This is a genomic window from Bacillus sp. J14TS2 (assembly GCF_018333015.1).
Taxonomy (GTDB): domain Bacteria; phylum Bacillota; class Bacilli; order Bacillales; family Bacillaceae_C; genus Lederbergia.
Window position 1 is genome coordinate 136,936 of sequence record NZ_BORE01000008.1, and the last position, 18,580, is coordinate 155,515.

The window sequence follows — 18,580 nt, forward strand, 5'->3', positions numbered from 1 at the left end:
TTACACCTACTAGATTCGGAACTTTTAAACCTCTTTGTTTTTCCTGAAGTCTGTATAATCCAAAATATATTTTTTCAGAGGAGAACATTATGTCAAAGTTTACATTCATGTCCATTGTTTCCATTGCTATTATCTTTGTAGCCATTGGTTTAGGAAAAACTGCAAATATACAAGCAAAAGAACCTACAAAAATATCCTTTCAAGACTTTGAAGAGCAAGAAGTGAACTTTTCCGTAACAAACAATGTAAAGGGATCACTAACAGATGAAGAGGCATTTGCAGGGAAGCAATCCTTAAAATACGAAGTTGAGGCAAGTGGTGATCCAACCATTGAAAATGGAAGTATCAGTTTTACAGCTAGTGAGAAAGCAGCCGATGCGTCGGAAAGTGACTATCTTATTTTTCATATAAAAGATACCCAAGGATCCAATACTTTAAAAGTATCCCTGACGGATAGTAGTGGAAAAGCTTCTAATTTTGAATGGCAGTCAGTAAGTACAGAGAAAGATAAGTGGATTCAATATCATGTTCCACTGGATAGCATTAGAGGAATTGATCAATCAAATATTACAGACATTCGCATTGGTCAATGGAATGAAGGCGTTTATTACATTGATGATGTTTACTTTACAGATTCCCTCCCGCCTACACCTCCAGCAAGTCCAGAAACCAATCATCCTAGTGGAGAATATCATGGATCTGTCAGAATAGAGTTAAAGTCTAAGGCTGGAAAGCTACCGATCTATTATACAGTAGATGGAACACAACCAGATAAAACCTCACAACAATATACCCGGCCATTGATGATCACAAATGATTCTACCATCACCGCTGTTACATATGATCCAGTTCATGATTTGTATAGTGACTATAGTATATTTGAATATACAATTCTTAATAAAAAGGAAATCATGGAACCTAGTTTTTCACCGGCAAGTGGGACTTATTTTAACAATCAAAGTATTTCACTTGCGACCCCAACAGAAGGTGCAACCATTTATTATACTCTCGATGGAAGCACACCAACAGAAAAAGCAAATAAGTATACTGAACCTATAGATTTAACAGAGGACACGATTATAAAAGCGATTGCTGTAAAAGATGACTATCAAAGTGAAGAGATGACGAGTGAATATAAGATTACGAATGCTTCCTCTCCTTTTCTAAAAGCAGATGGGAAAATATTGCGTAACAACTTTGGTGCAGGAGAGCAAGTAACACTTCGCGGGACGAATGCGGGTGGTTGGTTAGTGATGGAAGAATGGATGTCTCCAATCCATTCGCCTGATCAAAAAACAACGATAGAAACATTAACCAATCGATTTGGGTCAGATAAAGCCTGGGAGCTTATTAATCTTTATCAAGATCATTATTGGCAGGAATCCGACTTTGATCAAGTAAAAAAGGAAGGGATGAATGTATTACGCCTACCGATTACTTATTTTGAAATGCTGAATGATGACGGAAGCTTAAAAAGCACTGCATTTGATCGATTGGATTGGTTCATTTCAGAAGCAGAAAAAAGAGAGCTATATGTAATAGTAGATCTGCACGGTGCCCCTGGCTCACAAAACGGAAAAGATCATTCAGGTGATACGAGTCATCCTGATGGAGGAAACTTATATGGTCATGAAGAAAATATGCAGAAAACGATCTTTTTGTGGGAAAAGGTAGCGGAAAGATATAAAGATCGTGAATGGGTTGCCGGCTATGATGTACTTAATGAACCTGAGGGTGCACACGGTAATGAGCAGTTTGAATTTTATGATCAACTTTATCAAGCAATTCGCGCCATTGACCATAATCATGTCCTCTATTTTGAGGCAATCTGGGATCCGCATGATCTTCCAAACCCAGATGTATACCAATGGGAGAATGTAGCCTATTCCTACCATTTTTATGGCTGGGACGACACAGACGGCTTTTTATATCAAAAGGATTTTACAAATTCAAAAGTCCGATTGGTCAATGAAATGACAAATTATAATGTACCTTTATTAGTTGGCGAGTTTACCTTATTTAACAATATTCAAAGCTGGAACTATGCATTAAATATATATGAAGAACAGCAGTGGAGCTATACAACCTGGACCTATAAAGCAACTGGTTTTGGCAGTAGTTGGGGGCTTTATACTGGTGAGCCGCCGAAAGTCGATATCAATCAAGATAGTGAAAATGAAATAAGAGAAAAATGGAGTCAGGCAGGAACAGATACATCCTATGCTCGGAATGATTATATAGCTGACACATTACGTAATTACTCCAATCCATCAGCAAGAGTTTCTGATGAAAGAACGCTTATTACTGACTTTGAAGACCTTGATCGGGATATACGCTTTGCGACCGGAAAACATGCAAAAGCTACGTTAGACACTGAAAACAAATCAACTGGAGATGCATCCGTACAATTGATTGTCGAGAATGATTCAGATTTGAAGGAACAATATGTCGGGATTAAGGCAACGGAAAATCAGGTATGGAATATAGACGACAAGGAAGACGACTTTCCTAAATATCTTATTTTTGATATATATAATGGGACAAATGATCCGCAAACAGCTCATATCACATTGATTGATCAAAAAGGGAATGAAGCAAGTGCATCGACACATCGCGATACTCCCGCTCTCGTAACGGCTTGGTCAAAAGTACCTTTGCTTTTATCATCTGTAGAAGGCGATATCGATAAAGAAGCAATTGTTGAGATTAGAATCGCTATGGAGAAAACGGGTGTCTATAATATTGATAATATCTTTATCGGGCAATCATTTGCTAATGAGTTACCAGAACCTTCAACGGTGATCCCGGAGCCGGAGCCAAATGAAGATGATCCGACAGGGGAAGATCCAAATAATGAAGAAGAAGATCCACCAGGTGAGGATCCAGATCATGAAGGAAAAGATCCCGATGGTCAAAAACCTGATGTAACCGACGATGATTCGTCCCTTGATAAGGATCTTCCTGGTCGAAATGACGAGAAACCAAAGGATAAAGACATAAAAAATGTAAATAAGGGCAACCATGATCCAAACATTGATCCTAAAATAGATAGCAAAAAAAGATTGCCCAATACAGCCACGAATATCTATAACTATTTACTCATTGGCATTGCGTGCATGGTATTAGGCGGCCTATTTTATTTTAGATTTAGAAAGCGTTCATAGGTTGGAATCTCTATTATTATAAGGTACGAAGTTGTTAAAAAGGGGCATTAGGACATAATTGTTTTCACCAAAGAAAGAAACAAAACTACTAGCCGCTCCGGAAATATACTTCGCTAAAGTAGCATGGACCTTAGCATTTTAATCCAGTCTCTTTAAATTTAGATATTATAATGTATAGCCATTCTATTTTTGATGTGGCTCAAATTCTTTTGTGATAAAACGATTTATTTGTATTGGTTCGAATATAACTCAACGTTAGCACAAGCTCCCTATAAATGATTATACTTACTAAGAAACCATTTCCAATATATTTCCATCCGGATCTACCACATGGAATACGGAGGATACAGAACTTCTTCTTACTTTAAAATTTTGTCCTTCTAGTAGTCGGTAATAATAAAATATGTGCATCGGCTTCGATTCTTGAATTGCTCTTGAAAATGCGCTAATAATCACGCCTAGCCCCTATTCGTAAAAAAAAACGAATAGAGAATGTTTTGTATTACATAACAGCTTAGCGACATTGTTACGACTTTTTCAAGAGTTCACCATAGAAGAAGTGACTTCATTTTATCTACCATAAATGAGATAAGACCCGTATACCCAAGGGAAAGAATCGGAGCAAATAAATAGCGGACGGGAAAATCGAGTAAATCCCATTTTTGAATAACGCAATCCTTAGATACCTGTAATTCTACATTAGACCTTAGCGAAGAAAAACCCTTTTTTGTAAATCATAGAGGCCGTTAACACCATAAATCAAAGGTGTTAATGGCCTCTATGATTTATTATCTAAGATTAAAGTTTGTTTATGTAATTGTCGATAGGGTTTGGACAACTTTTTCAATAGCAAAATCATCAATTTTTCTCTACAGCAGCTCCCCTGTCACTAAGCCATGTATGATGCTTCAACACTATTCATCGCCAACATGCACGCTTAGCCACGCACTTCACGATAGTCCGCATCTTCTAAGCCAAGTTGTTTATTGCGTTCTTTAAAACGGATATTATGGGATGATACATAAGCTACTTTAGGTGCATCGGGTTCAATAAATAACTTTGCATTATTAACAGCTAGGGCAGCATCTGTAAAAGCACCTGCAATCAATCGTACTTTACTTTCATAATCAACAAAGTCGCCAATCCCGTATAAGCCTGGAATATTTGTTGCACAACGATTATCTACTACAGCTTGATCATCCTCTAACTTAATTCCCCACTTTTTCAAGGTGTCAAAATCACATTTTAATCCATGGTTTACAATTACTGCGTCCACCGCCAAATGTTCTTCTTCCTTCGTGTCAAGATGACGAATCGTGATCCCTTCAATGGTGTCATTATTGCCATGTAATTTAGCCACTTCATAAGGTGTACAAATATATGCATCCGATTCTTTCATCTGACGTACATGTTTTTCATGACCGCCAAACTCATCCCGCCGATGAACGACAGTAACACTGTTAGCAATTGGTATTAATGTGTTTGCCCAATCAACTGCTGAGTTTCCACCACCAGAGATTACGATATTCTTTCCTCGGAATACATCTACTTCCTGTACGGTGTAATGTAAGTTGCTAACCTCATAACGGTCTGCGCCTTCAATTTCTAGCTTTTGCATTGTCAGCACCCCGTAACCGACCGCCAAAATAACTGTCTTTGAATAATGCTTTGTACCGTCTCCCGCGGTTAAAATAAAATGTCCAAGCTCGTCTTTTGTAAGACCAATCACTTCTTGCCCTAATACAATAGTGGGATCAAATGTAGATGCCTGCTGTTTTAGTTGATCAATCAGCTGCTCACCTAAAATAGGCGTTACACCACCGACATCCCAAATCATTTTCTCTGGATAAATTAAAAGTCGTCCACCAAGCTCATTACTGTATTCGATGATTTTTGTTTTCATATCGCGCATTCCACTATAAAATGCGCCATACATGCCTGCAGGTCCTCCCCCGACAATAGTTACGTCATACAGTTCTAATTTCTGCATTATTTTTCCTCCTTCGCTAATGCTGAAATTTTCTCTGCCATATCTTCAGCTTGTAATAATGTTGAAATCGGATCGCCTGTAAAATACTCCTTAACATTTAGCTCAATCACATGTCCCTTTTTTACAGCATCTAATGAGTCCCATGTGCTAGGTAAGTCTGCTTTGGCCTCTTCCCCCTGTGTAATTAAGAAGATATAATCGCCTGTAAAATCACTAATAGATTCCCATGATACATCTGCACGGTTTTCGCCTTTATCAATTAACTCACTCTTCACTTTTTCCTGTGGTGTAAGTTTCAAGGATTGATATGCTGCTAAGCCGCCACGTTCAGCAGTTTCTCCTACAACAATTGCCTCTTTCGTTGTGCCGGCATCAATAATAGTAAATGTAGAGCCTGCTGGAATAGCCTCTTCAACTTTCGATTTCGCATCTGCAATCCTCTGATCAAAATCAGTTAACCACTTTTTCGCTTCGTCTTGCTTATTTAAAATTTCTCCCATTGCAGTTAATTGCTCGTGAATACCATCGTAATTTTGCGTTTCAAAAACAACCGTCGGGGCAATTTTCTCGTATTCCTCTACTTGTTCACGATTCCACGTAATGATCAGATCAGGGTTTAAATCCAATACCTTTTCATATGAAACTTGACCATCCTGTCCAATTTCCTCTGTAAGGTCTGTTACAAATTGCTTAAGTAATAAACCGTACTCTAATGTTGTTTTGGATGCACCAACAGGTTCTACTCCTAATGCCACTACATGTCCTAGATCCCAGTCCACTACAACACGCTCCGGATTGGTCGGAACTTCAACCTCCCCCATTACCGTATCTATTTTGCGAATGTCACTCGTTGCTTCATTAGAGTTTTCTTGGACTGGTTTTTCCTTTTCTGCACAAGCTCCTAATACAAGCAATAAAGCTAACATTATCACCATCAGTTTTTTCATAGCTAGTCTCCCTCTATCCGTGAATTTTGCATTAACCAAAAGATTCTCGCTAAGATGAATTTATATTTCCACTCAGGCACATCATAACTTTTAAACTATTTTTCTTCCTTCGCTAATGCTGAAATTTTCTCCGCCATATCTTCAGCTTGATGTAATACAGAAAGTGCGTCTGAAGCAAAGTAATATTTTTGTGGTAATTCGATTGCATGTCCATTCTTTATAGCTTTTAAGTTATTCCAAGTTACTTGATCATCTGCAGTTTCTTCCGATTTAATATAAAAAATATAATCTCCTTCAAAATCACCTATTGTTTCCCACGACGTTTGATAGCTTCCAGAGGAAAACTGATCATTGTCGATTAGTTCTTGAACTTTAGGTGCAGGCTTCCTTCCTAGAACTGTATATAATGCGCGTCCCCCATTCACACTATTGTCTGACACAATATATACTTCTTTCCCTGTGAGCGTATAAATAGTAAGAGTGGCATCCTCACCAATGGCATCTTCTATCTTTTCCTTGGCATCCGTGATTCTCTTTTCAAAGTCTTGATTGAAGGCTTTTGCTTCTGTCTCCCGTCCTAAAAAAGCCCCCATGGCAGCAATCTCATCAGGAATCGTTTCATGTGCTGTCTCCGAAACCACAATAGTTGGGGCTATTTTTTCATATTCTTTGGCATGGTCTTCACTCCACGTAACGATAACATCTGGATCTAAATCCAAAATCATTTCCAATGATTGTGTTGTATCACCAATATCCTCAATCTCCCCTTCCTTATAATGTTGTTTCAGAAATTCCGCATAATCCAAATTATGTATGGGTGCGCCTACAGGTACGATTCCTAAAGCTAATAATTGCCCAAGATACCAATCTGTCACTACTCGCTTAGGATTAGCTGGTATTTCCACCTCACGCCCTGCATCATCTATGATTGTGCGTGTGTCAGATGTTTCTTCCTCTGTGCCTTCTTGCCCCGATTCTTCCGCTTTACCACAAGCCCCCAGTAATAGCAGTAATGATAAAATCGTAATTGCCCCTATGAGCTTTTTCATAGTCTCCCTCTTTTCCTGTAATTCCTCTAGTTTTCCCTTTAAGACTGAGATACATTGTATCTAGTAAAAAAAAGCTAAAAAATATATTTTTCTATGATCCCTTTTCAAAGACTTTGCCGGTTGTCTAATGGCTTCTAATAAGTCTTCCACAATATATTTGTGCCCTGCTTCTAATGAAATGGGGTCATTGAAGTAACCACTGGTTTCATCTATAAATACGCGATAATGCTTTTTTGCTTCTAGTCCCTGCCAAATGGCGGTTTTATCAGTTTCTCTAAAACCATTATCGGCCTTGATTAAAATACAATCACCAGCATATTCATCTAATTTCCCCATCGACAATGCCACATATCCTCGACCCTCAAATGCATATTTTTAAAACAGCTTTTGGTGGTGTTCTCACCAATTATCCATCCCAGTCGTATTATTTTCTCGCCAGATCGTATGGAATACAAAGTGGTCCACCGGTACGGGGGTCTTGAATAATATCTGCTTCAATTTGAAATACCTGTTTCAATACTTCCGATGTCACAACTTCTATTGGGGTACCGGCACAAACAACGGCCCCTTGCTTAATTGCAATCATATGATCGGCAAAGCGTGTTGCATGGCTTATATCATGCACAACCATAATGATCGTTCGATTTTCTTCTTGATTTAACCTTTTTAAAAGTGTTAACACTTCAAACTGATGGGCCATATCTAAGAAGGTGGTCGGCTCATCTAAAAATAAAATATCCGTTTGTTGTGCCAATGCCATCGCAATCCAGGCACGCTGACGCTGACCTCCTGATAATTGGTCCACCGCTCTGTCATAAAATTCAGCCATCCCTGTTACGTGAATGGCCCACTCAATCATTTTCCGATCTTCCTTCGACATAACCCCCATACCTGTTTGATGGGGATACCGCCCATATCCTACAAGCTCATAAACCGTTAGACCATCTGGTGCGCTTGGATTTTGTGGTAAAATCGCTAACGACTTTGCTACTTCTTTTGTCGATTTCGAATGAATTTGCTCACCATCCAGCAGCACGCCGCCAGCACTTGGCTTCATTAGTCGAGCCATTGTTTTTAAAATGGTGGATTTCCCTGAACCATTTGCGCCGACTAATGCTGTAATTTTCCCATTTGGTATTTCTATATTTAAGTCATTCACAACCATCGTTTCACCATAACCAATGGATAAATCATTCGTTAACATACGTTGCAACGTTTTTACCTCCTTATCTTCCGTATTGTGCTTGATGCAATCGACTATACGTACCACCGCTCATTCGTAATTGCTCATGTGTACCTTGTTCTTCTACGCCCGCCTTTGAAATGACTAAAATACGGTCGGCATTTTTAATGGTTGCTAAGCGGTGGGCAATCACTAATGTTGTACGCCCTGCGGATAATTCGGTTAATGCCTGTTGAATGGCTACTTCCGTTTCGGTATCTAACGCAGAGGTTGCTTCATCTAAAATTAGGATCGGTGGATTTTTTAAGAACATACGAGCAATAGATAGACGTTGTTTTTGCCCACCCGATAATTTAACGCCTCGCTCACCAATCAACGTATCCAATCCATCTGGTAATTCTAAAATCAAGTTTTCCATCTGCGCTTGTCGTGCCGCATGCCAGATTTCATCCTCCGTCGCATTTAGTTTTCCATACGCAATGTTTTCGCGAATTGTACCATCAAATAAAAATACATCTTGTTGAACAATACCAATATTTTCCCTTAGTGATTGGAGGGTCATATCACGGATATCTATACCGTCAATGGTAATGCTGCCACCTGTTACATCATAAAAGCGCGGCAACAAATTACAAATTGTCGTTTTCCCTCCCCCTGATGGGCCGACTAACGCCACTGTTTCCCCTTGCTCTACTGAAAAATGAATGTTTTTCAATAAAGCTTCCTCTTGTTCATATGCAAATTGCACATGGTTATAGCGAATCGTACCTGTCACTATGTCAATCTCTTTTGCATCGGCTCGATCTTCAACATCCGGGGCCGTATTAAGAAGCTCTTGATAACGTCTAAATCCTTCCACACCTTTTGGATACGTTTCAATGACTGAATTTATTTGCCGAATGGGGCCTAAGAAAATATTCGACAAGACCACAAATGCCATAAACTCTCCAAATGTCATAGATTGATTAATGACAAACCATGTACCACAAGCAAGCACAAAAATGGAAACACCCTTCATCAAAATATGGCTAATAGAGGCATTCCACGCCATTACGCGGTATGTCACCAATTTCGTACGTCTGAAGCGTTCATTATTTTCCGCATAACGGGCGATTTCATGATCCTCATTCCCAAAGGCTTGAACGACGCGAATACCACTGACATTATTTTCAACGCGGGCATTAAAATCGGCGATATCTTTAAACATCTGACCAAAAGCCACTGACATTTTTCGACTAAAGTAAATCGATAAACAAATTAAGAATGGAACGATAATAAAAGTCAAAATTGCTAATTTCCAGTTAATTGACAACATTAATCCAAACGTTCCCACTAACGTCATAACTGCAATGAATAAATCCTCAGGACCATGGTGAGCAATTTCACCAATATCCATTAAATCATTCGTCATCCGTGATACGAGATGACCTGTTTTATTATTATCAAAATAACGAAAGGACAGCTTTTGTACATGATTGAATGATTCCTTCCTCATGTCTGATTCAATATTGATCCCTAATTTATGCCCATGATATGTAACGACAAAGTGAAAGATCCCGCTTAATATATAAATGACGAAGAGGCCAATACTAGCAAATATAATCGTTTGCCAATCACCTGTTGGCAATAAATCGTCAATCACGCGATTTAGCGCTAATGGAAAGGCCAATTCTAACAGCGCCGCAATAATAGCACTTGAAAAATCTGCGATAAACAGCCACTTATATGGCTTGTAATAGGCGAAAAATTGCCTGAGCATCCCGGTAACCTCCTCACGTTTTCGAACGTGCTAATAAATACAAAAAATATGGTGCTCCAATCACAGCCACGACAATTCCTGCTGGAACTTCTGACGGTTGAAGAATCGAACGTCCAATTGTATCTGCAAGCAATACTAAAAATCCTCCTACCAACGCAACAGTCGGTAATAAAAACTGATGCTTCGGTCCAATTAAACTACGCACTAAGTGGGGAGCAATTAATCCAACAAATCCAATCCCTCCACTAACGGATACAGCTGAACCTGCTAAACCTACAGCTGCAAATAACAACCATCGACGCTCACGTTCCACCGCAACACCTAAACCACTTGCTAGTTCATCACCCATATTTAAAATATTTAGTACAGATGCTTTATACATAGTGAAGGGTGTTAATACAATTAGAAACGGTAAGAATGCCACAACATACATCCAGGTCGATCCCCAAATACTACCTGCCATCCAAGTCGCAACAAATTGATATTCATCTGGGGATAGCATCAGCGTAATAACAATCGTAAAGGAACTAATACCTGCGGCTACAGCGATACCTGTTAATAATAAACGTGTTGGCGAAATCCCCTCATCACGTTTATACGACAGGCCATATATGACAGTTGCTGTAGCCGCTGCTCCCACCCATGCTAATATAGGTAAAAATAAAATAGAACCGCCTGAGGCGTTTGGAAAAAAGGCAACATATAACAAGACCATTAACCCTGCACCTGCATTAATCCCCAAAATTCCTGGATCTGCTAATGCATTACGTGATAAACCCTGTAGAACGGTTCCAGAAATAGCTAATGCCGCACCCACTAATATGGATAGCACGATCCGCGGTAATCGAAAGTCGAATAAAATTAAATTCTGCTTGTCTGTCCCTTTGCCGAAGAGTGTATAAATTACTTCACTAGGTGATAAGCGAATATGGCCGGTGTTTACACTAATTAAAAATGCAATCACAATTAGGATTACAAAAACAGCCATTACCGTTATTTTTCGTTGTATCTTTTGGTCTTTCATTATAGTGTTCTCCTTTCTTTTCGGGCAAGATAAAGAAAGAATGGTACACCGATTAAAGCTATTAATGCACCAATTGGCGTTTCATACGGCGGATTTATCGTTCGTGCGATAAAATCAGCCCATACTAATAAAAGTGCACCGAGTACAGCTGAGCAGGGAATAATAAAGCGATAATCAACACCAACGATATAACGGGTCAAATGCGGAATGATTAATCCAACAAAACCAACAGGACCGATCACTGAAACAGCCGAACCTGCAAGTATTAAAACAACCACCATACCAAATAACTTAATATGTTTTATTTTTTGTCCAAGCCCAATTGCAATCTCTTCCCCTAGGCTTAGTAATGTAATAGAACGTGAAATTGAAATGGCACCACCAATGGCCAGAACAACGATAGGAGCCATAATGAAAAGATGAGACCAACGAGTTCCCGAAACTCCACCTGCATACCAAAATGCTAAATCTTGCCCGATTCGGTAATAGAGAGCAATCCCTTCGCTTAATGCGCCGAATAAGGCACTAAGCGCCGCACCTGCCAACACTAAACGCAGTGGCGTCAGGCCTCCCTTAGCCATTGAGCCCACGCCAAACACTAACAGCGCACCACCTGCTGCTCCTATAAATGAAAATACAATTAACATTGCATAGGGTGTATTTGGAAATAAAGCAAAACAAATGGCCATTGCCAGCACAGCACCCGAATTTAAACCAAGTAAACCCGAATCAGCGAGCGGATTGCGCGTCATTCCTTGCATGATAGCACCAGCTACGGCAAAGCTAGCACCAACTAATAATGCCCCGAGCACCCGCGGCAATCGCAATTTGTTTATGACTTCCTGATCGTGTGAATTTCCATCAAAACTAAATACGGCTTGCCAAACATCACTGAGTTTAATATCTGCCGCACCGTATGAAATAGATATAGCGACACTGCATAACAAAAAAATAGTCCCTACGCTTAAGATAAGGATTGCTGCCAGCGGGCGTCCTCGCATATGGGACTCTTTTGTCACTAAATCTATCGTTTCTTTTGCTGCTTCCATTGTTCCAACTCACCTTTTCTATATAAGCAATAGATCAATACAAAACACCACGCTTTGTTTTTCAGCGTGGTGTTTCTCATTCCTATCACTGAAATTGATAATCATTATCAATTAAATGATAGCAAGTTCATTATTAAATTACTATAGACAATTCTCATACATTCCTTATAGATAAATATCAGATTTTTTCTTTCCGAGTAAATAATCCATCTGAATCATCAGCTGTTCTTCAAGAGCTACACCTTCACTAGCCCAAAAATCCTCAAGTCGTAACATATGGATCTTTTCCCGTTTCATCGCAGGTAAACTTTGCCAAACCTGGTTAGAAAGACGAGGCTCTTGCTCTTTATTATGAACAATAACAAACATCTCATCTGCAGCATAAAATGGTAATTCACTTTCTTCAATCATTATCCCTTGATTAGGCTCTAACACTTCTTTTTCAATATATATATTCGTTTTTAACTCTAACATTTTATAAATGTTATACGCGCCTCTCGAGCTTGGACGCCAAATTCCAACACGACCATGGTTACGTAATTCATATACACCTACAGTGGTGTTTGGTTGCATAATGGACTTTAATCTATATTTCGCTTCCTTTACCTTTTGTGTATAGCGATCGATCCACAGTTCTGCCTGTTCCCGACGACCAACTAAGTCCCCTATCATACGCACCTCTTCTAAACGATCATATTTATTCCACTCTAAGGCAACAACTGGTGCAATCTTTTCTAAATGACGAATGTAAGATTTATTCGGATATTCATAGGCAGAAGCAATAATTAAATCAGGTTTTTTATCATCCCATTCGATCTCTTCTCTCACCCAATTATTAGACAACGGAATGGCGCTCTCTACATAGGGTTGCAGCAATTCAGGAACATTGTAATAGGCAGACAAATAAGCATTAGGCTCCATTCCTGTCGCAAGTAATGAACCCGTAAATTGCAATGTGACAATATTCTTTAGCCGGGTATGATCTCGAAATTTACTCGGAGCCATTCCAATCCTTTGGCTAAATTTGCGGCTTAAATATAAGCTGTCTTGGTAGCCTACTTTTTTAGCAACCTCTTGAATGGTTAATGTAGAACCGAGCAATAATAATTTAGCCTTTTCTAAACGAATATGCGTTAATAATTCATTGAATCCCCAGCCAACTTCTTTTTTAAAGCTATCTGAAAGATAATTAGCATTATAGCCAAATCGTTTGGCAACAAGCTCACGAGTTAAAGGATGATGTGCATACTTTTTAATATACTGAAGGACTTCTTCAAAAGCAGGTTGCTTTCCATTACGCTCATACCCTTCGTATACCTTATTTATTTGTAGTAACAGCGTTTGAAAGTTATATATCGTATTGCTCTCCTGCAATACCGCAAAAGCATCTACAACTGATTGAGTTACACCTTGGTAGTAAATAAATTCATGTATGAAGCGTAAGGGATCCACCTCATACACTAACTGGGATCCTTGTTTTACTAAATGATAATTTTGAAAACACACAATAATGTATTCCCCATGTAACACATTAATATGAGTTTGCGTACGTGCCTGAATTACAAGTAATGAATCACTAACTAAGGAAAATGTACGACGATCTACAATTACCTCGACTTCACCCTCTGCGACATATATGATACTCGCCGTATCATGTTCAATTACTTTATTTTCTCCACTTACTTCGACATCATCTACAGCATACGTATGTTGTTGTATATTCATTATCCTCACCTAATTGATTATGATCTGTTACTTAAAGATACAACGAACGACGCCCTTGGTAAAGAACAATCCGGTTGTTTTACAATTACTGTAATTAAAAGTACTATTGTTTGGTGAGGAAATTTATGGGAAACAACATAAGGAATATTACTACAAGAGGGGCTAGATGATGAAAAATAATAGAAAAATGTTAATGGCGATGTCTTTAATATTCGTTATTTTATTGGCAGCCTGTGGAAGCTCATCTGATGACTCTAATGCTGCTTCGGAAAATCAGTCTGAAGAGAATCAGTCATCGCAAAACACAGAGGGCGATTCTGCTAATGAAGATTCAACAGACGATGCCTCCAACACTGACGACAATCATACTGCAAACGAAGAAGTCGCCTCATCAGACAATGAAGAAGACTCGTCTGCTGAAACTGCAGCAAGTCTGAAGGAAGAATTTCTCCAGAAAGTAAATGATGCGAAAAACGAAGTGGATGAGATGCGGGCAAATCCTATAGACGACACTACCATCGCTATGAAAAAGGTAGAAGGAGATGCATTCGATATTTGGGACGGTTTATTAAATGAAATTTATGAAGTCCTAGAGAAGCAGCTTCCTGCCGAGAAAATGGAGCAACTTAGAGAAGAACAACGTGAATGGATAGATAACCGTGATCAAACTGCCAAAGAAGCCTCTCTTAAATATGAAGGTGGGACAACGGAGCAGTTAGAATATGTAAAAGTTGAGAACGATCTTACAGAAGAAAGATGCTTTGAATTAGTGGAAAACTATATGAAGTAATTTTTCATTAAAACTTTCTAAGGGTAAACTATGGTACATTTTATGATATCCAGTAGTAAATTCTCATGGTATATTATCAAAAAAGGAGTGCCATAAAATGCATAAAAGGAAATATTTTGTTTTGTTGCCATTTGCATTAATAATAGGCATATTTCTATTATTTTGTCTTCCACCAGGAAATTGGTTTTATGTATTTTTAGTTCCAATTGTTTTTTGGTTAATTTATTATAGTTGGATATATCTAGAAAAAAGAAAGAATTAGAAGGAATTGGGACATAATAACACACTAGTAGTTCCTTGGTGAAAATACTTATGTCCCGACCTTCTTAGATGCTCCTTATATACAATTATCCCCTCTTCAATTTCCTCCTGCTATCCTTATCACTCTCAAATGCTACAATTTCCCAAATCGCTCAAAACATATGCTTATGGACGGAATAAGCTCAATCGCTCTTGCGAACCTGCTAAGACTTCTTCTGGCACCTTCCTGACCTTTATATCTCCACCTAAAAAAAGAAGCCAGTTCGTCATTTCAGTCACCTCTTCAGGGTTGCTTACATGAATAAAAGTCTTTAAAATCGCTGCTGTTTGGTATGGATTCGTATAAGAAAGGGAAACTTTTACAGGATGGTACTTTTTGAACTGGGCAATTGCTTTTGGACCAAGTTCGAGGGTAAGGTTGGTTACTTCTTCCTGTTTACTTAATTTTTCTAAGATCTTTTTCTTACTCAATCTTTTTTTTGACGTATAGGGTTCGACATGAGTGAGATCATCAACAGGAAAAATCCCCTTCCTCTCTTCTTTTAAATCAAAGCCCTCAATCAACCAGAGGCCTTTTTCTTGATAAAGGTGCAAGAGATAGATGGAATAAGACTTTTGGGCTTCCCCTTCTTCGATGGTCACCGATAAATAACGATCCACAAGCAGGCTTTGAATCAATTGTTCTAACATGGGATGTGGAAGATCTGAGAGCTCAAGTAAGTCAGGATTATTGGGATTGGTCCCAGCAAAAAGGAAAATTTGATTTAAAAGAACAAGGGTCTCTTGCTGGTTCTCTGAAATAAGACCGAGTAATTTCTCAGCTAATGACTGCCGACTCTTTAGATAAGGAAGTTGTTGATTTCTTGTCGCCATAAAGGCAATAAAAAGAGCCTTGACTTCGTTATCAGTAAAGCGCACTACAGGTAGGACGGCGTTATGCATAACGGAATAACCTCCGTCCCTGCCAACTTCAGCGACAAGCGGCATCCCCATAGCTTCAATTTCTCTGATATCCCTAATAGCTGTCGAACGAGAGATGTTAAATTCTCGCATGATTTCAGAAATTGTAAAGTGGGCGCGGTTATTGATATACCGCATCATAATATTAATTCGTTCAACTTTTTTCATCGCGACTCCTAAACAGTATCATTTTTTGACATGATTTAGGTTTATTATAAACTCATCAAGTGAAAAAACAAATTTTTTAAAAAGGAAGGTTTTGAAGATGACAAATTATACGATAGTAGAAAAAGACAGCTTTACCGTTTTAGGTTTTGGAACAGAGCTAAAAAGCGACTACACAGACTTTGCTGGCATAAACAAGGAAAAGGCAGAATTTTGGCAGGCTGTCGAACAAGATGGCAGACTTGATACTTTAAAATCGATAGCGACAAATAATTATATTTTTTCCGTGAACGAAGCGGTCAATAACAAGATGATGCATTATGCTGGTGTTATGACAGAGACATCGCTACCAGAAGCAACAAGGCTTATCCAATTTCCACAAGGAGAATACCTTGTTGTGAAAGGCGAAGGACAAACCGGTGAGGAGCTGAGTCAAAGGCTGACAGGCATTGCCTTTGGTCAAGCCTTACCAGAAGCAAAGGATTTTGCCTATGTTGGCGGTCCAAATACAACAGTTGAGATGGAACAACGAGATGGCTTGGTATTTGGTGAAATGTGGATTCCAGTTGTTAGGAAATAAAAGGAGGAATTGAGATGTCCTATATCGTTGATTTTAAAAACGTGTCTACAGTTGGGGTGGAATCTTCACCTGTAGCAGAAGCGCTTGCTGGTTTACGAGCAAATGAAGCTCGTTACTTTATGAACAAATATAAGCATGAATTTACGGTTGTACCCGCTAGCGAGTCCAGCGAGACGCTTGATTATGTAAATCAAATTTTAAAGGAAGAACGAGATATTGAGTTTGCGGCCAAACCTTTAGAAACATCACGCTTTCAAGTGGAAAATATCAAATTTGCCTACGTCTTTTATGAGGATGGTCTTGCGATCAACGTCATGTATACAGTCGACAATCCTAAAAAACGAGCCGTTGGTTTTAAGCTTTCAGAGGGAATGGATATCCCAAAGGAATTGGCGGAGAAGTTTAAATTTGCTAGGCAAAAGTCTAAACTTGCTGGAACGATCCGTGGCTCATTTTTTGTTATTAAAGGAGAATATTGAAGTAAGCTAAAGTGCATATGCCGGGGGAAAGCACATCTGAACATGACCTTATCTAGAGATCACTTAAATAGGAATTTCAATTCATCCAGCAGTTCAATTCTTTACTAGTTTTAGTATTTCTCTTAAGTATTCGATATCAATAAAGGCTAGGTGAGGTTCCTCGCTTTCCTGCGAGACCTCACCTAGCCTTTGGATAAAGGTTTCAGCGTCTGGCACTTTTGTACGTTAACAGTCGGTAAAGCAGTCCTTTATACTTTAAGTCAACTATTCCAGCAATAGTTACGGCAGCAACTGTAGCAAGCACAATTGCTTTTTTGGTATTTTTATTAGGCTTGGTCATAAATTCACCTTCATAAGCAACTTTATCGTTCGTTCCATTATATCTCTTTTCGCTTACAAAAATCAAAACAGTGCCATCGAATTAGCAGCTAGAGTGCTTGATCCATTTGATCCGATATCTTGGCAGGTTTTTTTGGCGGGCTTGGACTGTTAACATAGCGAATTCCTACTAGCACAAGACAAATTCCCACTAATGTTATGAGACTTAAATTTTCATTTAAAAATAAATAGCCGCAAATAACCCCCATGATCGGCACAAATAATAAAGAAATTGACGCTTTACTAGCTTCTGTTTGACGTAAAATATAGTTCCACATCACAAAGGCAAGCGCTGATGCAACAATACCAGAATACAGAATATAAACGACAGGCATAACTCCCCATTGAGATTCTCCATGCTCAAATAATAAAGTATACAGAAATAATCCAATTGTCCCGATCGTCATTTGCCATGTCGTAAATTGCACGCTGTCGCTGTGTTTTAATTTTATTTTAAAAATCAAATTAGCTATAGCCCAGGAAATGGCAGAACTCAAACCCAGCAGCATAATCCAGATAGATCCGCCAGATTGAATATCCATCGCTACAAATAAGCCAATAATCCCGATCACAATGCCCATTGTCTTTTTGGTTGTCAGGCGTTCTCCAGGAATCCATTTATGAGCCATAAGAGATAAGAAAAGCGGCATACTGTAGGTCAATACCGAGGTTAGACCTGCACTAATATAATTCAGTGAGATTTGAATTGCGATATTGAAATAAGCTGTTTGGAGCAATCCGCATAAAATAAGCCACTTTAAATCAGATTTATGGGGTACAGGTGTTTTTTTCAATACACATATAAGAATCAATACGATTGACCCCGTTAAAAATCTAAGTGTCGCAAACTCTCCAGGTGGGAAAAAACCATTTCCTAGCTTCATGATGACAAAATTAAAACCCCATATTATACATAAAATAACCATATAAATATACATGTAGACGGTTTTCTCCTCACTTTAAATAGATCTAACTTCTTTCGTTTCTTCTTAAAAAACTCTACAATAAGAATGAATAAGTGTCTAATATATATTTATGGAAGTTTTCATTCGTAAAACGACTTAATAACAAAAGCGC

General features: G+C 38.7%; 15 protein-coding genes. 4 read left to right on the forward strand and 11 right to left on the reverse strand.

The features are described 5' to 3' along the window. The first annotated feature begins 89 nt into the window (after nt 1-89). Nucleotides 90-3,164 (forward strand): chitobiase/beta-hexosaminidase C-terminal domain-containing protein, encoded by a 3,075-nt coding sequence (locus KI375_RS13850; protein WP_212974068.1) that lies wholly within the window; start codon nt 90-92, stop codon nt 3,162-3,164. A gap of 937 nt (nt 3,165-4,101) precedes the next feature. Here KI375_RS13850 and KI375_RS13855 read toward each other — a convergent pair. The 9 genes from KI375_RS13855 to KI375_RS13895 all read right to left on the reverse strand — a co-directional run bounded on the left by KI375_RS13855 (nt 4,102) and on the right by KI375_RS13895 (nt 13,890). Then, nucleotides 4,102-5,157 (reverse strand): NAD(P)/FAD-dependent oxidoreductase, encoded by a 1,056-nt coding sequence (locus KI375_RS13855; RefSeq protein WP_212974195.1) that lies wholly within the window; start codon nt 5,155-5,157, stop codon nt 4,102-4,104. Continuing rightward, nucleotides 5,154-6,101, reverse strand: a complete 948-nt coding sequence (locus tag KI375_RS13860) for an ABC transporter substrate-binding protein (protein WP_212974069.1) — start codon at nt 6,099-6,101, stop codon at nt 5,154-5,156. The genes KI375_RS13855 and KI375_RS13860 overlap by 4 nt, the downstream gene beginning before the upstream one ends. 95 nt (nt 6,102-6,196) lie before the next feature. Further along, the gene (locus KI375_RS13865; RefSeq protein ID WP_212974070.1) at nt 6,197-7,150 is read right to left on the reverse strand and encodes an ABC transporter substrate-binding protein; all 954 of its coding nucleotides are present in this window, start codon (nt 7,148-7,150) and stop codon (nt 6,197-6,199) included. Nucleotides 7,151-7,210: 60 nt separating this feature from the next. Further along, a complete protein-coding gene (locus KI375_RS13870; protein WP_212974071.1) occupies nt 7,211-7,486 on the reverse strand; it encodes a hypothetical protein in 276 nt (91 codons plus the stop codon). A gap of 88 nt (nt 7,487-7,574) precedes the next feature. Next, entirely contained in the window at nt 7,575-8,354 is a 780-nt protein-coding gene (locus KI375_RS13875) for an ABC transporter ATP-binding protein (RefSeq protein WP_374706850.1), read from the reverse strand. Between the two features lie 22 nt (nt 8,355-8,376). Beyond that, the gene (locus KI375_RS13880) at nt 8,377-10,092 is read right to left on the reverse strand and encodes an ABC transporter ATP-binding protein (protein WP_212974073.1); all 1,716 of its coding nucleotides are present in this window, start codon (nt 10,090-10,092) and stop codon (nt 8,377-8,379) included. A gap of 13 nt (nt 10,093-10,105) precedes the next feature. Next, nucleotides 10,106-11,116 carry a FecCD family ABC transporter permease gene (locus KI375_RS13885; protein ID WP_212974074.1) on the reverse strand — a complete coding sequence of 337 codons (1,011 nt, stop codon included), beginning with the start codon at nt 11,114-11,116 and terminating at the stop codon, nt 10,106-10,108. Further along, nucleotides 11,116-12,165: a FecCD family ABC transporter permease gene (locus KI375_RS13890; protein ID WP_212974075.1), complete on the reverse strand. Its 1,050-nt coding sequence runs from the start codon at nt 12,163-12,165 to the stop codon at nt 11,116-11,118. The genes KI375_RS13885 and KI375_RS13890 overlap by 1 nt, the downstream gene beginning before the upstream one ends. 165 nt (nt 12,166-12,330) lie before the next feature. After that, complete coding sequence (locus KI375_RS13895) at nt 12,331-13,890, reverse strand: helix-turn-helix domain-containing protein (protein WP_212974076.1); 1,560 nt, start codon at nt 13,888-13,890, stop codon at nt 12,331-12,333. 166 nt (nt 13,891-14,056) lie between these two features. Between KI375_RS13895 and KI375_RS13900 the strand changes: the two genes are divergently transcribed. Further along, the gene (locus tag KI375_RS13900; protein ID WP_306419823.1) at nt 14,057-14,680 is read left to right on the forward strand and encodes a lysozyme inhibitor LprI family protein; all 624 of its coding nucleotides are present in this window, start codon (nt 14,057-14,059) and stop codon (nt 14,678-14,680) included. Nucleotides 14,681-15,106: 426 nt separating this feature from the next. Here KI375_RS13900 and KI375_RS13905 read toward each other — a convergent pair whose 3' ends face one another. After that, nucleotides 15,107-16,069, reverse strand: a complete 963-nt coding sequence (locus KI375_RS13905; protein WP_212974077.1) for a helix-turn-helix transcriptional regulator — start codon at nt 16,067-16,069, stop codon at nt 15,107-15,109. A 97-nt stretch (nt 16,070-16,166) separates the two neighbouring features. Here KI375_RS13905 and KI375_RS13910 point away from each other — a divergent pair, with 97 nt between their 5' ends. Both KI375_RS13910 and KI375_RS13915 read left to right on the forward strand, forming a co-directional pair. Next, on the forward strand, nt 16,167-16,646 hold the full coding sequence (locus tag KI375_RS13910) for a GyrI-like domain-containing protein (protein WP_212974078.1): 480 nt from the start codon (nt 16,167-16,169) through the stop codon (nt 16,644-16,646). A gap of 14 nt (nt 16,647-16,660) precedes the next feature. Then, nucleotides 16,661-17,125: a phage tail protein gene (locus KI375_RS13915; protein ID WP_212974079.1), complete on the forward strand. Its 465-nt coding sequence runs from the start codon at nt 16,661-16,663 to the stop codon at nt 17,123-17,125. A gap of 428 nt (nt 17,126-17,553) precedes the next feature. On the opposite strand, the gene KI375_RS13920 is transcribed toward KI375_RS13915, so the two are convergent. Continuing rightward, on the reverse strand, nt 17,554-18,441 hold the full coding sequence (locus KI375_RS13920) for a DMT family transporter (protein ID WP_212974080.1): 888 nt from the start codon (nt 18,439-18,441) through the stop codon (nt 17,554-17,556). Nucleotides 18,442-18,580: the final 139 nt, after the last annotated feature.

Excerpts from the sequence above, each read along its gene's own strand:
- KI375_RS13865 (WP_212974070.1), bottom strand. The coding sequence starts at position 7,150 with ATGAAAAAGCTCATAGGGGCAATTACGATTTTATCATTACTGCTATTA.
- KI375_RS13885 (WP_212974074.1), bottom strand. The coding sequence starts at position 11,116 with ATGAAAGACCAAAAGATACAACGAAAAATAACGGTAATGGCTGTTTTT.
- KI375_RS13915 (WP_212974079.1), top strand. The coding sequence starts at position 16,661 with ATGTCCTATATCGTTGATTTTAAAAACGTGTCTACAGTTGGGGTGGAA.
- KI375_RS13890 (WP_212974075.1), bottom strand. The coding sequence starts at position 12,165 with ATGGAAGCAGCAAAAGAAACGATAGATTTAGTGACAAAAGAGTCCCAT.
- KI375_RS13920 (WP_212974080.1), bottom strand. The coding sequence starts at position 18,441 with ATGTATATTTATATGGTTATTTTATGTATAATATGGGGTTTTAATTTT.
- KI375_RS13880 (WP_212974073.1), bottom strand. The coding sequence starts at position 10,092 with ATGCTCAGGCAATTTTTCGCCTATTACAAGCCATATAAGTGGCTGTTT.
- KI375_RS13905 (WP_212974077.1), bottom strand. The coding sequence starts at position 16,069 with ATGAAAAAAGTTGAACGAATTAATATTATGATGCGGTATATCAATAAC.
- KI375_RS13900 (WP_306419823.1), top strand. The coding sequence starts at position 14,057 with ATGATGAAAAATAATAGAAAAATGTTAATGGCGATGTCTTTAATATTC.
- KI375_RS13860 (WP_212974069.1), bottom strand. The coding sequence starts at position 6,101 with ATGAAAAAACTGATGGTGATAATGTTAGCTTTATTGCTTGTATTAGGA.
- KI375_RS13910 (WP_212974078.1), top strand. The coding sequence starts at position 16,167 with ATGACAAATTATACGATAGTAGAAAAAGACAGCTTTACCGTTTTAGGT.
- KI375_RS13895 (WP_212974076.1), bottom strand. The coding sequence starts at position 13,890 with ATGAATATACAACAACATACGTATGCTGTAGATGATGTCGAAGTAAGT.
- KI375_RS13875 (WP_374706850.1), bottom strand. The coding sequence starts at position 8,354 with ATGTTAACGAATGATTTATCCATTGGTTATGGTGAAACGATGGTTGTG.
- KI375_RS13870 (WP_212974071.1), bottom strand. The coding sequence starts at position 7,486 with ATGGGGAAATTAGATGAATATGCTGGTGATTGTATTTTAATCAAGGCC.
- KI375_RS13850 (WP_212974068.1), top strand. The coding sequence starts at position 90 with ATGTCAAAGTTTACATTCATGTCCATTGTTTCCATTGCTATTATCTTT.